This window comes from Bradyrhizobium sp. LTSP849 (assembly GCF_000938255.1).
GTDB lineage: Bacteria > Pseudomonadota > Alphaproteobacteria > Rhizobiales > Xanthobacteraceae > Bradyrhizobium.
The window spans coordinates 30,910-47,900 of sequence record NZ_JYMR01000010.1 but is presented as its reverse complement, the minus strand read 5'-3'; the positions used below and the strand labels follow the sequence as shown (position 1 = coordinate 47,900).

Below are 16,991 nucleotides of genomic sequence, written 5' to 3'. Positions count from 1 at the left end.
CGCCAATACGCTGTTACGTGGTTGCGGCCACGGGCCGCCACGCAAACGTCAGCCAGCCGATGCCTTGGGACAACAGGTCGATGCCAAGCAGCATTCCCAACACCCAGAGCCCGGTCGTCGGAAAGCCCGTGAGGATGATGAGACCCGCAAGCACGCCAAACAGGCCGGAGGCCAGCATGATCCCACCGCCCTGCTGCCAGCGGCCGATGCCGATCAGCATGCGGACGACACCGGAGACGAGGAGCGCGAGGCCGAGCACATAGGTGAGCAGCAGCGCGCCGGTCAGCGGCTGGCTGATGAGAATGATGCCGAAGGCGATATAGAGAATGCCGAGCACCACCTGCCAGACGAAGCCGCCCCAGCCCTTGGTCCAGAACGCGTGGAAGATCTCGAAGGCGCCAGCGGCGATCGCCATCCAGCCGATGAACAGCGCGCTGACCACGGTGAAGAACGCAACGTCGCCCAGCACCATCAGTCCCGTGAACACCATGAAGAGACCCAACAGCACACAAACCCAGCGGGGCGGTTGCGGCAGCCCGGTTGCGCCCATCGGCGCGCTATGGTCGTAAGTCGTCATGACATCCTCCCTCGGTTAATGCCAACGCCAGCCGCAATGGCGGCGGCCACCGTGCAAGCGCCGGATGCCGCGAATTTTCTCCATCGCGATTTGATTTGAATCGTCGCTGCGCGTCGTCCGCAAGCGCCTGCACCACTTCGGAGCCTGGCAAATGGCCGGTCAAAACATACGCCGGCTTCCGCTCATCGACGACCGAACGCGACGCCATTGCACCACTCCACAGAACGGCTTCGCCCGGTGTCGGCTCCGTTCCAGAACTCAATGCGCGAGGGTAAGTTGATGCCGACGCCCGACGCGAGTCAATTTGCAACTACAGGGCGCTTCTGCAATTCAGCCATACGACTGAATGAGAGATACATGGGCACGTGTCGGTGGAACGAAATTTCCTGAAAGATGCGTCAGTGCGGCTGTCTCACTTGCATCGAACTCTCATCAAAAGACGGACATCGCGTTCGACCCCCGATCAACGCAAGATTGCCGCTCTCATGGAAAACAGGCCGCGATATCGTGATTCGCTTACGCGCCCAGAACGTCCGCGAGCCGCAGCTCGTCGGCGGCGGGGTCCTTCAAGAACAGCTCGGCCTCGATCTCGCGAAGATGCGACAGCATCTGCGCGCGTGCGACGGCCTTGTCACGCTTGCGGATCGCGGTGACGATCTCGGCGTGATGATCGGTACCGCAGGCCGGCGTGTCATGACGGCGATAGAGCAGGATGATCAGCGAGGAGCGCGCGATCAGCTCTTTCAGGAAGCCGAGATAGATGCTGTGGCCACTCATCTCGGCAATCAGCCGGTGAAATTCGCCGGAGAGCCTGACCGAGGCACGCGCGTCGCCGCGCAGCTCCGCCTCGCGCTCTTCAGCGAGATGCCCCTGGAGGCGATTGATCCAGGCCGGCGAGACCGCTGCACAGGCGTGGTCGACGATGGTGGGCTCGATCAGCCGCCGCGCCTCGAACACTTCGCGGGCGTCCGCAGGTGTGGGACGCGCCACGAAGGCACCGCGGTTCTTCTCGATGTTGACGATACCCTCATGCGCAAGCTGTTGCAGCGCGGTGCGGACCAGGGTGCGGCTGGCGCCATAGATCTCGCCGATCTCGTCTTCGCCAAGTTTCGTGCCCGGCAGCAGGCGATGCTCGAGGATCGCCGCGGTCACGCCTTCCCTGATCCGGCTGACGCGATCGCTCACGTCTGGCGCATCGGACTTTTGGCGGGTTTTGGCGGCCATCAGTTCAAGGGTTGGGTTTGAGGGCTCGATCGGCGAAGTTCGGCCTTGAATGTTAGTCGACGAGCTGTATCCAATTACAGGCGAAACTTTATACAATCTTCGCCCATTTTGTGTGCACATTTCTGCCCGCCCGGCGCGCCGCGTGGTTGCGCCGAATTCGATCTAACGGCCTGACTCCGCTGCACAGTTTTGGAATTCGGCAATCCCGGGGCTGTTGGCACGGACCTCGCAGAGAAAGCCGGAGCATCGCCCTCCTTTCGGACAAGCCATGGCCACTCCCGCCGCCCTCGAACTGGTCGCCGTCACCAAGCGCTACGACACGACGCTCGCCGTCGACAACGTCAACCTGAAGATCCCGGCCGGCACCTATTGCTGCCTGCTCGGCCCATCCGGCTGCGGCAAAACCTCGACTTTGCGCATGGTTGCGGGCCACGAGGCGGTCAGCGAGGGCGACATCATTCTGGGGCCGCAGAACGTCACCGACCTCGAGCCCGCCAAGCGCGGCACGGCAATGATGTTCCAGTCCTACGCGCTGTTTCCGCACCTGACCGTGCTCGACAACGTCGCATTTGCCCTGAAAATGCGCGGCATCGACCGCGCCACGCGGCACAAGCGTGCCAACGAATTGCTTGAGCTGGTGGCCATGACCCCGTACGCGGCTCGGCTCCCGGCGCAGCTCTCCGGCGGCCAGCAGCAGCGCGTCGCGCTCGCCCGTGCGCTGATCACCGAGCCGCAGATCCTGCTGCTCGACGAGCCGCTGTCCGCGCTCGATCCGTTCCTGCGGGTGAGGATGCGGGGCGAACTGAAGCGGCTCCAGCGCGAGCTCGGCATCAGCTTCATCCAGGTCACCCATGGCCAGGAAGAAGCGATGGCGCTCGCCGACCACATCGTGGTGATGAATCACGGCAAGATCGAGCAGCAGGGCTCCGCCCGCGATATCTTCCACCATCCCCGCACCGAATTCGTGGCCCGCTTCATCGGCGGCCACAACGTCCTCAGCGACGCTGGCAAACTCATCGCCGTGCGCGCCGATCAGCTCGGCATCGTGCCGTTCACTGACGGCGTGTTCGGCGCGCCGGCGCTGCTGACCCAGACCGAGTACCAGGGCTCCTATGTCGCCGTCTCGCTCACGCTGGACGACGGCACCGCCCTGTTCTCACACGTTTCCGAGGCCGCCTTCGACGTTCACCCGTTCCGTCCGGGCGATCGCGTGCTGGCCACCTGGGATCCCGCCAAGGCGCAACGCCTGCAATAACGATTTCACTTAGAAAATGCGCAACAGAGGAGTGACTGATATGACCGAGACGACCAAAAAGACAGGTGTCAGCCGCCGCACGCTATTGAAGAGCACCGCAGGTCTCGCCGGCCTCGCCGCTGGCTCCGGCGCCATCACCGGCTTTCCCTATGTGATGTCGGCCGAGCCGAAAGTGCTGCGCTATCTCGGCACCGCCGTGAACGAGGGCGACGACATCTCGAAGCAATGCCTCAAGGACACCGGCATCAAGATCGAATACATCACCGCGACCACCGACGACGTCACCAAGCGCGTGATGACCCAGCCGAATTCCTTCGACGTGCTGGACACCGAATATTTCTCGCTGAAGAAGCTGGTGCCATCGGGCAACATCCTTGCCCTCGACTCCAAGAAGATCAAGGAATTCGACAACATCACGCCGGTCTTCACCAAGGGCGAGACGCCCGGCGGCAAGAAGATCGGCAATCAGGGCACCGCGCCCTGGAAGGTGCTCTATCTCGAAGGCAAGGACTCCAAGACCTTCTCCAAGACGGCGACCGAGTTCGTCACGCTGATCCCGACCGTCTACAACGCCGACACGCTCGGCATCCGTCCCGACATCATCAAGCGCCCGATCAGCTCCTGGGCCGAGTTGCTCAACCCCGAGTTCAAGGGCAAGGCCTCGATCCTCAACATCCCCTCGATCGGCATCATGGACGCCGCGATGGTCGTGGAAGCCACCGGCAAGTACAAATATGCCGACAAGGGCAACATGACCAAGGAAGAGATCGATCTCACCATGAAGGTGATGACCGAAGCGAAGAAGGCCGGCCAATTCCGCGCGTTCTGGAAAGACTTCAACGAGAGCGTCAATCTGATGGCCTCGGGCGAGACCGTCATCCAGTCGATGTGGTCGCCTGCCGTGACGAAGGTCCGCTCGATGGGGATTGCCTGCACCTTCCAGCCGCTGAAGGAAGGCTACCGCTCCTGGGCCTCGGGCTTCTGCGTCTCCAAGGGCGTGTCGGGTGCGAAGCTCGACTGGGCCTACGAGTTCGTCAACTGGTTCCTGTCCGGCTATGCCGGCGCCTATCTCAACCGCCAGGGCTACTACTCGGCTGTGCTCTCGACCGCGAAGGCGAACATGGAGCCCTACGAGTGGGCCTACTGGATGGAAGGCAAGCCGGCCGAGAAGGACATCAAGGCGCCCGACGGCTCGCTGCTGGAGAAGGCCGGCGCGGTGCGTGACGGCGGCTCCTACGAGGACCGCATGGGCGGCGTTGCGTGCTGGAATGCCGTGATGGACGAGAACGACTACATGGTCCGCAAGTGGAACGAGTTCATCGCTGCGTGATGGATACGTCGGAAGACATCCTGCAACAGTCATCCCCGGACCTGGTCCGGGGACCCGACACGACGCGCGCCGCGAAAGCGGCGCGCCTGTCGCCATCCTTCATCTCCTGGCTCCAGGCCGGGCCGATGATGCTGGTGTTTCTCGCCTTCTTCCTGATCCCGCTGGTGTTCGTCGTCATCGTCTCGTTCTGGGACTATAACGAATACCAGTTGCTGCCGGCCTTCTCGGGCCGCGGCTACACCGACACGTTCGAAGGCTGCATCGCGCAGCTGCCTGATCTCTGTACGATCGGGCGAACCTATGTGAAGACGCTGAAGCTCTGCGTGATGGTGTGGGCGATCACGCTTTTCATCGGCTTCTGGGTCGCCTACTTCCTCGCCTTCCACGTCAAGTCCAAGACCTGGCAGATGGGGTTGTCGCTGCTCTGCACGATCCCGTTCTGGACCTCCAACGTGATCCGCATGATCGCCTGGATCCCGCTGCTCGGCCGCAACGGCCTGGTGAACTCCGGCCTGGTCAAGAGCGGGCTGATCAACCAGCCGCTGGAATGGCTGCTGTTCTCCGAATTCTCCGTGGTGCTGGCGCTGGTGCACCTTTTCACCTTCTTCATGGTGGTGCCGATCTTCAATTCGATGGTGCGCATCGACAAGTCGCTGATCGAGGCGGCCTACGACGCCGGCGCAACCGGCTTCCAGACGCTCGTCAACGTCATCATTCCCCTGGCCAAACCCGGCATCGTGATCGGCTCGATTTTCGTCATCACCATCGTGATGGGCGACTTCATCACCATCGGCGTGATGGGTGGCCAGCAGATCGCCTCTGCCGGCAAGATCATCGAGACACGGGTGAACGCGCTGCAATTCCCGGCCGCGGCCGCGAATGCCGTGATCCTGCTTATCATCACCTTCCTGATCATCACCATGATGTCCCGCATCGTCGACATCAAGAAGGAGCTGTAGGCGATGACGGAAGGACGTCCGCGCAGCTTCTATGTTCTCGCGATCTTCTTCGCGGCCTATGTACTGTTTCTCTACGGACCGATGATCGCAATCTACGTGCTGTCGTTCCAGGGACCGCAAGGCGGCCTCACCTTCCCGATGAATGGCGTGTCGACCTTCTGGCTCCAAAAGTTATTCCAGGGCACCGGCATCGTCGATCTCGGCGCGGCCTTCCGCCGCTCGCTGCTGCTTGGCATCATCGTGATGGCTGTCACCGTCGTGCTGTCGGTCGCCGCCGGCATGGCCTTCCGCAGGAAGTTCAAGGCGCAGAGCATTTTGTTCTACTCGGCGATCGCGAGCCTCATCGTGCCCTCGATCATCACCTCGCTCGGGATCTCGCTTGAATTCCGCATCATCGACGATCTGATCAAGGCGCATTGGAACGAGAACTTCGAGACCTCGATGGGTCTGCTCACCTCCGGCCTCGGCGCGCATCTGACCTGGACGCTGCCGTTCGGCCTGCTCATCATGTTCGCGATCTTCAACCGCTTTGATCCGAGGCTCGAGGAAGCCGCGCGCGATCTCGGAGCGACGCCGTGGCAGGCCTTCCGCCATGTCGTGCTGCCGATCATCTTGCCTTCGGTGATCGGTATTGGACTGTTCGGCTTCACGCTGTCCTGGGACGAGCTCGCGCGCTCCAGCCAGGCCATCGGGGCGGTGAATACATTGCCGCTCGATCTCCAGGGCCTCACCACCACGGTGACGAACCCGGACATCTATGCGCTCGGCACCATCATCTCCGCAGTCTCCTTCGCGGTGATCACGCTTGCACTCGGCACCATCCACATGCTCAACAAGCGGCAGGCGGCCAAGGGCTCGGACGCCGGCAAAGGGCTTGTCTGACAAGGGGCCTGTCTGATCGCGATGCGACTTCACGTCGTCAATCCCAACACTACGGCGTCGATGACGGCGAAGATCGCCGCTGCGGCGCGCGCGATCGCGCTGCCCGACACCGTGATCGATGCGCGCCAGCCAACGATGGGCCCGGTCTCGATCGAGGGCTTTTACGACGAGGCCTTCGCCGTCCCCGGCATGCTCGGCTGCATCCGCGACGCCGACCGCGACGGCGCGGACGCCCACATCATCGCCTGCTTCGACGACACCGGCCTCGATGCCGCACGCGCGGCCGCCAAGGCGCCGGTGATCGGCATTGGGGAAGCCGGCTTCCACATCGCGAGCCTGATCGCGGCGCGCTTCGCCGTGGTGACGACGCTCGGTGTCTCGATCGTGCCGATCGAACATAATCTGAAGAAGTACGGCCTCGCCGAGCGCTGCGCCCGCGTCCGCGCTGCCGAGGTCCCCGTGCTTGCGCTCGAGGAGCGCAACGCCGAGGCGCTCGCGAAAATCTCCACCGAGATCACGGCCGCGATCCGTGATGATCGCGCCGAGGCCATCGTGCTCGGCTGCGCCGGCATGGCGGATCTCGCGGCGGAGCTGGCCGACAAGCATGGCCTGCCCGTGGTCGATGGCGTGGCCGCCGCGGTGACGCTGGCTGAGGGGCTGGTCCGACTCGGGCTGACGACGTCGCGGCTCGGCCCATATGCCGCGCCGCGTTCAAAAACCTATTCCGGCCCATTTTCGCCGTTTCAGCCCTGATTCCGTCCCCCGGCTTGGGGCGTTCAGAGGGCCAAAGGCCGGCCGATTACTGTTTTTTCGCCCGCAGCCTCTTTTTTGTCCCAATTGTTGCTGAAGGGTAACACTTTCGGGACGTCCCGGCCGCCTTGTTCTGCGTTCTTGTTCTGCGTTCTTGGGCTGCCGGTCTTCGCCACTCACCAAGTTTCAATTTGGGTTTTGTCAGCGATGATCGATCTCGCCGAGGACGCACCGTCCAATCCCCTCCTTCGTCTTGGCGCTCAGCCGATCGCGCTGACCGCCGCGGCCCTTCTGCTCCTGATAGCTGGCGTGACCTCGATCGCGATCTGGCGCGCCTATACCGGCGCCGCACCAGAGACCGACCGGGTGGTCGCGTCACGGCAACTCCAGGCCCGCACGGCGCAGGCATCCGAGCAACTCGTCGAAAAGACCAAGGGAATAGAGGCGACCCAGCAGGAATCGATCGACCAGCTCCAGGTCGTGCAGGACCAGCTTCAGACGATGAAGCGGCTGCTCGCGTCTCAGCAGGCCGACACCAAGCGCCTGTCGGAGCAGGTCGCGACCCTGAACGAATCCATCGACGGGCTGCGGCAGTCCTTTGCCAGCGTCCGGGCCACCGAGGCCGATGCGCCGTCGGTTACCCGGAGGAAACCGGCGCGCCACCATGCCAGCGTGCGCAAACGCGGCAAATCGCGCGGCTGATCGGCGGCGGCGCCTCCGCCTTTTATTTTCGCCACTTGTGAACTGGATCACACTCGTCCGTATGATTCCGCGCGATGCTCGCCGGTACCGGATGGCGTGAGCCGATTTCAATGTCCGGGGCTGGCAAGGTCGTTGACGGTATATTGCGTCAACGGCCTTGTTTTTTGATGGGTCCAGCTGGGCTTCAAAGCTACTCGCAGACCCCTTTACTCACAGACCTGAGCACGGCGGATGCGCCAGCCCCACTGCGTCATCACGCGCTTCCGCACGAGGTAGCACTGGGCGCCATAGCCGCCATCGTCATAGCCGGCGCCGTAGTAATAGGGGTCGCCATAGTACGGGTAGCCGTAACCATAGGCGCCGTAATAGCCTGCGCCCGCGATGCCGGCGCCGATTGCGATGCCAGGCCAGAAGCCGCCGCCGTGCCAGCCATGGCCCCAACCGCCACCGCCGCCCCAATGGCCGCCGCCCATATGGCCGCCTCCGCCGAAACCGCCCCGCGCCTGCGCCGCCTGGGGCGCTGCGAGACCAACTGCCGCGACGGCCAGTGCCGCCATGATCGTCTTGCGTAACATCACTCGACCCTCCGCGTGGAAACGCTCCACACTTCAATGCGAGGGCAACCTAGTGTCATTCAGGCATTCATGACAGGCGTGCTGGCTCACTTCCGCGCGAGCGTCAGCAGCCGCGGCAGATGCTCTTCATCTTCTTGTCGAGCAGGTGGTTTTCGGCATTGACGGTGGCATCGGCGTCGGGGTTCGTGCCCGAGGCGGCGCCGGTGGTGACACCGGGCGCGGTATTCGCGCCGGACGATTGGGCGGTGCCCAGGCTGTTGGTACCAGGCGCTGGCGCCGGCGCATTGGCAACGCCGCCGGTTGATCCGGTCGAGCCGGTCGAGCCGCCAGTCGTCTGCGCGAATGAAATGGCCGGCGTCGCGGCGAGAGCGAAGACCACGGTCAAGGTCTTGATCGAGGCAGTTGCGGACGATTTGGTCATCGGAAATTCTCCTTGCCCCATCAACGGCTGCGGCAAAGACAGGTTCCGGAACAAATCCCGTCACATCAGCTTGAAACAAGGAGGTAGCCACGATCATGCGCAAACTGATCGCGTTCGACGAGGATACGTTCGATAAGCTGAAGCAACTGGGCGCGACCGGATGGCAACGTTTCAAGAGCTCGCGGATGAAGCCTTCGCCGACCTCCTGAAGAAGCACGGCATTCCCATCGACCTCAGAGACGCCTTGCGCAAGAGCGCGAGAGTCGACGGCGCGGCGAACAAAGCAACAGCGCGCCCCAAAACCCGAAAGGCGAAATCACGATGACCGACCGCGATCCCTTTGCAGAGGGCGAACGCGCCGCGCGCGAAAACATTCCCGCAGAGGGCAATCCGCATCTGGATGGCAGCGCCGAGCACGCGCTGTGGGCGGCCGGTCACGAGAAGGTCGCGGGCACAATCGAAGCGCGCGAGTCCGAGGGGAGCTGAGCTCACCCGATCCGCTTCAGGCCCTTCTTGAAGCGCGGGCCGTTGGCGACATAGAACCTCGCCGCACTCCCCATCTTCTGCACCTGGGCGTCGTCAAGCGCGCGGATCACGCGCGCGGGCGAGCCGATGATCAGGGAGCGTTCGGGAAACTCCTTGCCCTCGGTGATGACGGAACCGGCGCCGACGATGCTGTTACGGCCGATCTTCGCGCCGTTCATCACGATCGAGCCCATGCCGACGAGTGCGCCTTCCTCGATGGTGCAGCCGTGCAGGATGACGTTGTGGCCGACCGTGCAGTTCTTCCCGATCACGAGCGGAAAGCCGAGATCGGTATGGCAGGTCGAGCCGTCCTGGACGTTGGCGCCCTCGCCGATCTCGATCCACTCATTGTCGCCACGCAGCACCGCGCCGAACCAGACGCTGGCGCCCGGCTTCAGGCGCACGCGGCCGATGACTGTGGCTGTCTCCGCGATGAAATAATTACCGTCAGCGGGAAGGTCGGGCGCCTGCCCGTCGAGCTCGTAGATCGCCATGGAGGTCTCCTGTCAGGTGAACCCAGCCATAGCGAAACGGAGCAGAAGAGGCAAAGGGCCGCCTCACCGGGCAGCCCTGCAATGAGCGTCAGGCCAGGACGCCGGCCGCGCGCAGCGTCATCATGAAGAAGGTGCCGCTCATCATGCTCCAGAAGCCGGCGATGACGGTCGCCATCAGCACGAATTCGAAGCGTCGGCTCTCCACCCGCATCCCGCGTAGCGTGTTGCGCATGATGATGAAGGGCGCCGCGAACACCAGGAACGGCACCGCCGCAAATGTCTTCGGGGCCACGCCCTCCTGCAACAGCCCGAAACCGGCAGGCCGTTGCGACATCGCCTGGTATCCATTTGCGAGCGCGCCCGCGAGCGCGAAGCCGATGCAGATCGCGAACAAAGTATTGAGAGCTTCAGGTGTCATCGGAACAGTCCGCCCTTACGCAACGCCGGTACCTTCCTGTGACAAAAAGTGCCGGTTAACGCTACATTATCCTTAAGCGAAGGTTAACGGCGCCACCCGGCCCGCGCAGGGCCCTCTCCCGTTCCCGGTAGCCGGGAACCTTCCGCCAAATCGCCGCCGCATGGCATATTCGCCGTTGATTCGTCGGCCACCGGCCGACCTCCGGCTCATTTGCGCGACGTCATGACAGTGTTTTCGGCAGCCTCCTCCCCTCGCTCCTCCAGGACGCGTACCCGTGCGCATCTGGTCCCGTTCGTGCTCGTCGGCGTGTTCGCGGCAGGCGCAATCGCGCTGGTCGCCTATCTGCTGTGGCCGACCTGGAGCACGGGCGGCGCCAACGCCCCGGACAAGCTGCCGGTGAGCGTCGGCGGCACGCTGTTCAACCTGCCGACATCGGCGATCCGGATGAAGATCCAGCGGCACTCCGGGCCGCAGGAGCGCATCGACGTCGATTTCCTTTATCCCTCGCTGGAGCCGCCGGGCACCCCGAAGCACGTCAGCGCCGACAGCGTCGACGCGGCGATGCAGCCGATCGACCGCATCTTCCTGTCGATCGCGGCGCATCACGATGCGCTCTCGCCCGAACAGCGAACAGCCACGATCTATCCGCGCTATCTCGACCAGGCCGCGACGACGCCGGAAGACGGTCTGACGATGCGGACGTTCCGCACTGACACGCCCTATGGCAACGAGGATCTGTATTCCGGGACGAGCCCCGCGCTCGCCGCGCGGTGCACGCGCGATGCGGCGACGCCCGGCATGTGCCTGTCCGAGCGCCGCGTCGACGGCGCCGACCTCACCTTCCGCTTTCCGCGGAGCTGGCTATCGCAGTGGCGCGACGTCGCGGAAGCGATGGACAAGCTGACGGTGCAGCTGCGCGGGCCAAGGGGCTAAGTGCGGACTCTACGCCCCGTCGCGAGACCAGCTTGCCGGGACGGGCTGAAGCCTCCGAATAAAAAATGTCGAAAACAACCCCATGCACAGTAGCCAAGTATCGGCATCATCGATGCTTTCGTATTTTTCGAAAACCGATTGCCCCGTCGGGCAAAACAGGGGCAAGATGGCATCATTGCAAGATCCCGTCAGCTGCCTCCCCCACCTCATACTCGTCGTGACGTTCAGGCGGCCGCACCTGCGCGGGCCGGCAAAGCGCCGCGCTCGGCAAGTATCCGCGCGAACTGGTCGACATCCTCGGCGATGTTGAAAAGGCCGAAAGAAACGCGGATGCCGTCGCGCTCGGGAGACACGCGCACGTTCCGGCTGGCCAGATAATCGGCCCACTCGTCCGCCGGCAAATCCAGCACGTAGATGTGCGGCGAGCGATCGGCGCGGTCGCGCGGCCCCACGAGACCGATACCGAGATCATCCATGCGCCCGATCAGGTGGTCGCCAAGATCATAGAGGTGAGCTTCGATGGCGGATACACCGACGCTTTCGATGAGCGTCAGCGAAGCATCCAGCGCATGGATATCGGGCAGATTGAGGTTGCCGATCTCAAACCGCCCGGCTTCCGCCTTTGGCGTCATGTTGTCTGCGCGCGCAATGTAGTCGCCGGGCGGATGAGCGAGGCTCGACATAGCGAGATACGCCGGCTGGAGCTCGTCGAGCCCCTGCCGGCAATAGAGGATGCCGAGGCCCTGCGGCACCAGCAGCCCCTTGTGGCAGCCCGCCCCGATCAGACTTGCTCCGCTCGTCGCGGTATCAAGCGGGACGACACCGATCGACTGCATCGCGTCGATGACGAAATAGAGCCCGCTCTGCGCGCAGAACGCACCGATGCCGTCGATGTCGAAACGGTGCCCCGCGTGAAAGGTCACGTGCGAGAGCGAGATTGCACGCGTGCGGGCATCGATGTGGGGCGCGAACATCTCGGCGCGCGCTGTCTCACCCGTCATCGGCACAAAGCGCACCTCGACTCCCTTGCGTCGCAGATTAAGAAAGGCATAGGCGTTGTTGGGATGGTCCCCTTCGACCAGGAGCACATTGTCGCCCGCCGCCAGCGGCAATGCGTTGGCGGCAATGTTCATGCCCTCGGACGTGTTCTTGGTGAAGGCGATCTCGGCCGGCGCGGCATTGAGGAGCTTCGCGACCCGGGCACGAACCTGCTCGACCCGGTCGAGCCAGACCGGCTTCGGGCCCGCCATTTCACTGCCTTCCCGATAAAACCCGAGCAACGCCTCGCGAACGCTGGTGGCGAGCGGCGTCTGGTGAGCGGAATCGAGATAGAGCAAGCGCTCGGTCACGGGAAACTGGCTGCGGACCGCAGCAACGTCGTAGTGGCGACTCATGGTGAACGGCTCCGCGTGCGGGATCAATCGACGAAGGACGGAATGGGGTGGGCGTCGGCCAGATCTTTCAGCCTGCGCAGCCGCGCGCGATCGACGGAGGCGCTTGGGCCGGCTCGTAAGATCTCCGCAACTTCACGACCGAGTGTCCTCGCCTCGGCGATATCGAAGCCGCGGATCGTCAGCGCAACGCTGCCGAACCGGAACGCGGTACGTGGTTCGCCGGCTTGCCCCGGCGCACGCATGGCGTTGCCGATAACACCATACCCACCGAGCCCCGCGACCAATTCCGGCTGCGTCCAACTCTCGCCGGTGTAAGCCATGATCATGTGCGAGTCCGTGCCCCCGGTGTAGAGCTCGATGCCGCCCTCCTCCAGGCCCGCACCGAAAGCCTTTGCATTCGCGACGACGTCACGCATGAGCTGCGCAAAGGCCGGGCGGGTAATCATCTCCATCTGCACGGCCCGCGCCGCGATCATGTTCGAGGCCGCCGGCCCTTGCAGGCCGGGATAGACGGCGGCGTCGATGGCGGCGCCGAAGCGCTCTTTGGCGAAAACAAACGCGCCATTGCGCGGTCCGCACAATGTCTTCTGCGTCGAGGTCGTGGAAACGTCGGAGAACGGAACGGGGTTGGCATGGAGGCCGGCCGCGATCAGCCCTGCAACATGAGCAATGTCGGTGAAGAGAAGCGCGCCGACCTCGTCGGCGATATTCTTCAATCCGGCGAAGTCGATCTCGCGCGGGTACGAAGACGGGCCGGCAAGCAAGACATGCGGTCTCATCTTGCGCGCGAGATCGCGGGCCTGGTCCAGATCGACTGCGCCGGTGCTGGTCACGCCGAATGAAACCACCTCGCGGTTCGCGCCCGTGATATGGCGCATGGCGCCGTGGCTGACATGGCCGCCGGCGAGCTCATCGAAGGTCAGCAGCCGGGCGCCGTCGGGCGGCAGGATCGCGCGCAGGACAGCGACATTGGCGATGGTCGAGGACAGCGCCTGCACGTTGACGTATTCGGCGCCGAAAATCGCCTTCGCCCGATCGATGGCGAGGTTCTCGATCGCGTCGAGTTCTTCGGAATTTGCGACGCTGCGACGGCCAGGCAGACCCATCGGCGCACGGTTGACGAGGTGGGTTCCTTCGATCTGTCGCAGGCCGAGCGGCGCATAGGAAGCCGAAGCGATCATGTTGAGGGACTGCATTTCCCTTTTCCGGTCTTGGTCGATCAGCGCGACGACGTCCGCTCCGAGCTGCCGGGAGTCGGCTTCAAAGAAGTTGTGCCGGCTGTGATGAGTTGAATGGGTCGGAATAGAGCCCGCTGAAAGTGACATCGGTCATCCTCTTCTATGTGGTCGGAAATGCGCTCGTTCCGCGAGCACGAAGGACGGTTTCGTCAGTGCCGAAGCACGCGTGACAGGAAGGTTCGGGTTCGTTCGTGCGTCGGCCGGTCGAAGATCTCCGCCGGCGTGCCGATTTCCAGGATGCGTCCGTGATCGATGTACACGACGCGATCGGCCACCTCGCGGGCGAAACCCATCTCGTGGGTCACGATCATCATGGTCATGCCCTCGCGAGCGAGTCCGCGCATGACGTCAAGCACCTCGCCGACCATTTCGGGGTCGAGGGCCGAGGTCGGCTCGTCGAACAGCATGATATGCGGCGCCATCGCCAGCGACCGAGCAATTGCGACGCGCTGTTGTTGACCGCCAGAAAGCTGATCCGGAAACTTGTGGGCGTGGTCGCGCAGTCCAACCCTCTCGAGCAGGCGCAACGCGTTCGCCTTCGCTTCGTCGGGCGTGTGGCCGCGAACACGGATCGGCGCAATTGCGACGTTGTCGAGCGCGCTCATATGCGGAAAGAGATTGAACTGCTGAAACACCATGCCGACGCCCTTGCGGATCCTGGCCAATTCCCTCTCGCCGCCGATTTCGCGGTCAGCCTCCGTCGGCATGTCGAATCCGTCGACGGTCAGGCGCCCGCTCTGGTACATCTCCAGACCGTTGACACCGCGGATCAAGGTCGACTTCCCCGAGCCGCTGGCTCCGATGATGACGACGACCTCGCCGCGTCCGACGTCGAGATCGATATCTTTCAGGACATGGAACGTACCAAAGGACTTGTTGAGGCGAGCGATGCCGACGATGACATCGCGCGAAATCGTGGCCGCTGGAACCTGAATGGCGTTCATCGCGATCCCCTTGCGAGATGGGTTTCGAGTCGGCGCGAGGCGTAGGTGATCACCCCGCCGATGGCGAGATAGACGGCGAAAAGGAAGACGTAGATCTCGTAGGTCCGGCCGCTGTTCTGCGGATCGGCGAGAATCATCTGGCCGGCGCGCAGGAAGTCGGTCAGGCCGATAATGAAGACCAGCGTCGCGCCGTTAAAGATGTCGAGGATCTGTCCGACCAGCGAAGGAACGACAACCCGCAGCGCCTGCGGCAGGACGATATCGACATTGAGCGTCCAGCTGCTCATGGCGAGCGAACGCGCCGCCTCGATCTGCCCCTTGGGCACGGCCTGAAGTCCGCTGCGGACATATTCCGCGACATAGGCCGCAAAGAAGAGCGCAAAGCCGGCCATGCCGCGCAACAGCCCCGGGACGGACGTATCCGGCGCCAGCAGCGGCACGATGATCCAGATCCAGTAGACGACGAGGATCAACGGCACCGACCGCATCGTCTCGATATAGGCGGTCGAAATCAGGCGCAGGCTGGTGATGCGGCTCTGCCGGCCAAGCGCGAGCAGGATTCCGAAGGACAAGGTCAGGATCGAGACCGCGATCGTCAGGACGACGCTGAGCAGCAGACCGCCCCAGACGTCGAAGCCCGGCGGCGAGAGCACGACGAAGATTGCGACCACGCCCGCGAGAAGTCCGGACAGGGCGAGGCGCTGGTCCAGAGCCGAACGATGGACACCGCACCATGCAGCAACGCCGAGCGCAGCGCTGCCGGCAGCAAGCATGCCCGAATGCGCGTCGATCGCGACCGCGACCATGACACCAGTCAGCGTCACGACCAATGCGACGACCGTTAGCGCGGCTCGCCCCGGGCGAACCGAAAGGCCGAGGCCCGCGCCGAACATTGCGCAGATCGTTGCGACGGAGAACCATGCCCGCCACAACTGATCGGCCGGATATATGCCGGTCATCAGTACCTTGAAGCTGCCGCCAACGACTTGCCAATGCGCCTGGACCAGCACCCAGTACGCAAAGGCATAGACCGCCCAGGCCATCAGCGGGATGACGACAAGCGACAGCGCGGCATCGAACGGCTTGGCGAAGAGATTGCGGTGGACCCACCGCAGCGCGACCGTGGTCATCGCATCCTCCGTCCATTGACGCGCGCGTTGACGCCATTCACGCAGCCGCTGATGATCCAGCTCAGCGCGAGATAGGTCAGCATCACGATCACGACGCCTTCGAGATTCCGCCCGGTCTGGTTTGAGACAGTACCGTAGACGTTGAACAGGTCCGGAAAGCCGATGGCGATCCCGAGCGAGGTATCCTTGGTCAAGCTGATGTAGCGGTTGGCGAGCGACGGCAGGACGATCCGAAATACCTGGGGAAGGATGATGTCGCGCAACGTGTGGGAACGCGACAATCCAAGCGAGGCAGACGCCTCCCATTGTCCCTTCGGCAAGGACTCGATCGCGCCGCGGACGATCTCGGCGACATAGGCGGAGCTGTTGACGACGATCGCAAGGAGGAGCGCCGTCATTTCCGGTGAGATGGCAAAGCCTCCGCGCGCGCCGAACCGAGTCGCGACTGGAAGGTCAAGGCCAAGGGGAAAACCGATGAAGGCGGCTGCAATCAGGGCCGAGATCGCCGCCGCCAGGAGGATCAACCGAAGTCGCAGTCCACGCAGAACCACGTAGGCGGCAACCAGAGCGAAGGCCGCGGCGAGCAATCCCCACGACGCAACGCCTGCGCGTTCGGAAATCGCAAGGCCAGGAAAGAACACACCCGAACGACTGGCGAGAAGGCCGCCGAACCAATTCGAAGCGACGTTGGCCGGAGGAAACCGCAGCACCACCGCGAAGTACCAGAACACGATCTGGATCAGCAGCGGTGTGTTGCGTATCGCTTCGACCAGCCCAAAGCAGAGGTTGCGCACCAGCCAGTTCGTCGAGAGCCGGCCGACGCCGACCAGCGTACCGAACAATGTGCAGAGGACGATCGCCGAGAGGGCGACCTTGAGCGAATTCCAAAGGCCCGCCAGCAGCGCCTGCAGATTGGTGTGCGTGGGAGAGAAAAGCTCCAGAACCAGCCAATTGCCCTCACGTGAAGGCACGAGGCCTTCACTGAGACTGAAATTCGCGACGTTGCCGAGATAGCCGAACGAGAACTGGATGCCCTTGCGGGCGAGCGCCTCACGGACCGCGAGGCCAAGCCAGATAGCGAGCCCAGCCACCACGATGACGATCGCGGCCTGCAATAGCCATTTGGACGCGATCAGCAGGCCGCGACGCGCCGGCGGGATGCTGTGATATTCGACAATCTGCGTGGTCACGACGCCCCCCGAGATCGAGGCGAGCCTGTCGGCTCGCCCATGACCATGTG

The 16,991-nt window shown here is 63.5% G+C and carries 19 protein-coding genes and 1 pseudogene; 9 read left to right on the top strand and 11 right to left on the bottom strand.

What is annotated here, in order from left to right; translation table 11 throughout:
- Positions 1-13 precede the first annotated feature (13 nt).
- Positions 14-577: an HdeD family acid-resistance protein gene (locus UB31_RS08190; RefSeq protein ID WP_045010505.1), complete on the bottom strand. Its 564-nt coding sequence runs from the start codon at positions 575-577 to the stop codon at positions 14-16.
- A gap of 516 nt (positions 578-1,093) precedes the next feature.
- The gene (locus tag UB31_RS08185) at positions 1,094-1,801 is read right to left on the bottom strand and encodes a GntR family transcriptional regulator (protein ID WP_045008368.1); all 708 of its coding nucleotides are present in this window, start codon (positions 1,799-1,801) and stop codon (positions 1,094-1,096) included.
- 268 nt (positions 1,802-2,069) lie between these two features.
- Here UB31_RS08185 and UB31_RS08180 point away from each other — a divergent pair, with 268 nt between their 5' ends.
- The 6 genes from UB31_RS08180 to UB31_RS08155 all read left to right on the top strand — a co-directional run bounded on the left by UB31_RS08180 (position 2,070) and on the right by UB31_RS08155 (position 7,679).
- Complete coding sequence (locus UB31_RS08180; protein WP_045010504.1) at positions 2,070-3,056, top strand: ABC transporter ATP-binding protein; 987 nt, start codon at positions 2,070-2,072, stop codon at positions 3,054-3,056.
- A 40-nt stretch (positions 3,057-3,096) separates the two neighbouring features.
- Positions 3,097-4,386, top strand: coding sequence for an ABC transporter substrate-binding protein (locus UB31_RS08175; protein WP_045010503.1), 1,290 nt, complete (start codon positions 3,097-3,099; stop codon positions 4,384-4,386).
- Entirely contained in the window at positions 4,386-5,345 is a 960-nt protein-coding gene (locus tag UB31_RS08170) for an ABC transporter permease (protein ID WP_045008371.1), read from the top strand. Before UB31_RS08175 ends, UB31_RS08170 begins: the two co-directional genes overlap by 1 nt.
- A 3-nt stretch (positions 5,346-5,348) precedes the next feature.
- Positions 5,349-6,227, top strand: a complete 879-nt coding sequence (locus tag UB31_RS08165) for an ABC transporter permease (protein ID WP_045008372.1) — start codon at positions 5,349-5,351, stop codon at positions 6,225-6,227.
- Positions 6,228-6,248: 21 nt separating this feature from the next.
- Positions 6,249-6,980 carry an aspartate/glutamate racemase family protein gene (locus UB31_RS08160; protein WP_045010502.1) on the top strand — a complete coding sequence of 244 codons (732 nt, stop codon included), beginning with the start codon at positions 6,249-6,251 and terminating at the stop codon, positions 6,978-6,980.
- A gap of 204 nt (positions 6,981-7,184) precedes the next feature.
- Positions 7,185-7,679, top strand: coding sequence for a hypothetical protein (locus UB31_RS08155; RefSeq protein ID WP_045010501.1), 495 nt, complete (start codon positions 7,185-7,187; stop codon positions 7,677-7,679).
- Positions 7,680-7,885: 206 nt separating this feature from the next.
- On the opposite strand, the gene UB31_RS08150 is transcribed toward UB31_RS08155, so the two are convergent.
- Positions 7,886-8,254 carry a hypothetical protein gene (locus UB31_RS08150; protein ID WP_045010500.1) on the bottom strand — a complete coding sequence of 123 codons (369 nt, stop codon included), beginning with the start codon at positions 8,252-8,254 and terminating at the stop codon, positions 7,886-7,888.
- A 103-nt stretch (positions 8,255-8,357) separates the two neighbouring features.
- Positions 8,358-8,675, bottom strand: a complete 318-nt coding sequence (locus UB31_RS08145; RefSeq protein WP_050044733.1) for a hypothetical protein — start codon at positions 8,673-8,675, stop codon at positions 8,358-8,360.
- A 95-nt stretch (positions 8,676-8,770) separates the two neighbouring features.
- Here UB31_RS08145 and UB31_RS08140 point away from each other — a divergent pair.
- Positions 8,771-9,000 (top strand): annotated as a pseudogene (locus UB31_RS08140) (hypothetical protein).
- Positions 8,997-9,161: a hypothetical protein gene (locus UB31_RS42100; protein ID WP_197090785.1), complete on the top strand. Its 165-nt coding sequence runs from the start codon at positions 8,997-8,999 to the stop codon at positions 9,159-9,161. Before UB31_RS08140 ends, UB31_RS42100 begins: the two are co-directional and overlap by 4 nt.
- 2 nt (positions 9,162-9,163) lie before the next feature.
- Here the strand turns inward: UB31_RS42100 and UB31_RS08135 are convergent, their stop codons facing one another.
- Both UB31_RS08135 and UB31_RS08130 read right to left on the bottom strand, forming a co-directional pair.
- Complete coding sequence (locus UB31_RS08135) at positions 9,164-9,694, bottom strand: gamma carbonic anhydrase family protein (protein WP_045008377.1); 531 nt, start codon at positions 9,692-9,694, stop codon at positions 9,164-9,166.
- Positions 9,695-9,782: 88 nt separating this feature from the next.
- A complete protein-coding gene (locus UB31_RS08130) occupies positions 9,783-10,112 on the bottom strand; it encodes a DUF6949 family protein (RefSeq protein ID WP_045008378.1) in 330 nt (109 codons plus the stop codon).
- Between the two features lie 222 nt (positions 10,113-10,334).
- On the opposite strand from UB31_RS08130, the gene UB31_RS08125 reads away from it, so the two are divergent.
- Positions 10,335-11,045: a hypothetical protein gene (locus UB31_RS08125; RefSeq protein ID WP_045010579.1), complete on the top strand. Its 711-nt coding sequence runs from the start codon at positions 10,335-10,337 to the stop codon at positions 11,043-11,045.
- 224 nt (positions 11,046-11,269) lie between these two features.
- On the opposite strand, the gene UB31_RS08120 is transcribed toward UB31_RS08125, so the two are convergent.
- From UB31_RS08120 to UB31_RS08100, 5 genes are all read right to left on the bottom strand, one after another.
- Positions 11,270-12,439 carry an aminotransferase class V-fold PLP-dependent enzyme gene (locus UB31_RS08120; RefSeq protein WP_050044741.1) on the bottom strand — a complete coding sequence of 390 codons (1,170 nt, stop codon included), beginning with the start codon at positions 12,437-12,439 and terminating at the stop codon, positions 11,270-11,272.
- Positions 12,440-12,462: 23 nt separating this feature from the next.
- A complete protein-coding gene (gene glyA, locus UB31_RS08115; protein ID WP_082078441.1) occupies positions 12,463-13,764 on the bottom strand; it encodes a serine hydroxymethyltransferase in 1,302 nt (433 codons plus the stop codon).
- A gap of 62 nt (positions 13,765-13,826) precedes the next feature.
- A complete protein-coding gene (locus UB31_RS08110; protein WP_045010498.1) occupies positions 13,827-14,621 on the bottom strand; it encodes an amino acid ABC transporter ATP-binding protein in 795 nt (264 codons plus the stop codon).
- A complete protein-coding gene (locus UB31_RS08105) occupies positions 14,618-15,751 on the bottom strand; it encodes an amino acid ABC transporter permease (protein ID WP_045010497.1) in 1,134 nt (377 codons plus the stop codon). Before UB31_RS08105 ends, UB31_RS08110 begins: the two co-directional genes overlap by 4 nt.
- Positions 15,748-16,941 carry an ABC transporter permease subunit gene (locus UB31_RS08100; protein ID WP_050044731.1) on the bottom strand — a complete coding sequence of 398 codons (1,194 nt, stop codon included), beginning with the start codon at positions 16,939-16,941 and terminating at the stop codon, positions 15,748-15,750. The genes UB31_RS08105 and UB31_RS08100 overlap by 4 nt, the downstream gene beginning before the upstream one ends.
- Positions 16,942-16,991 lie beyond the last annotated feature (50 nt).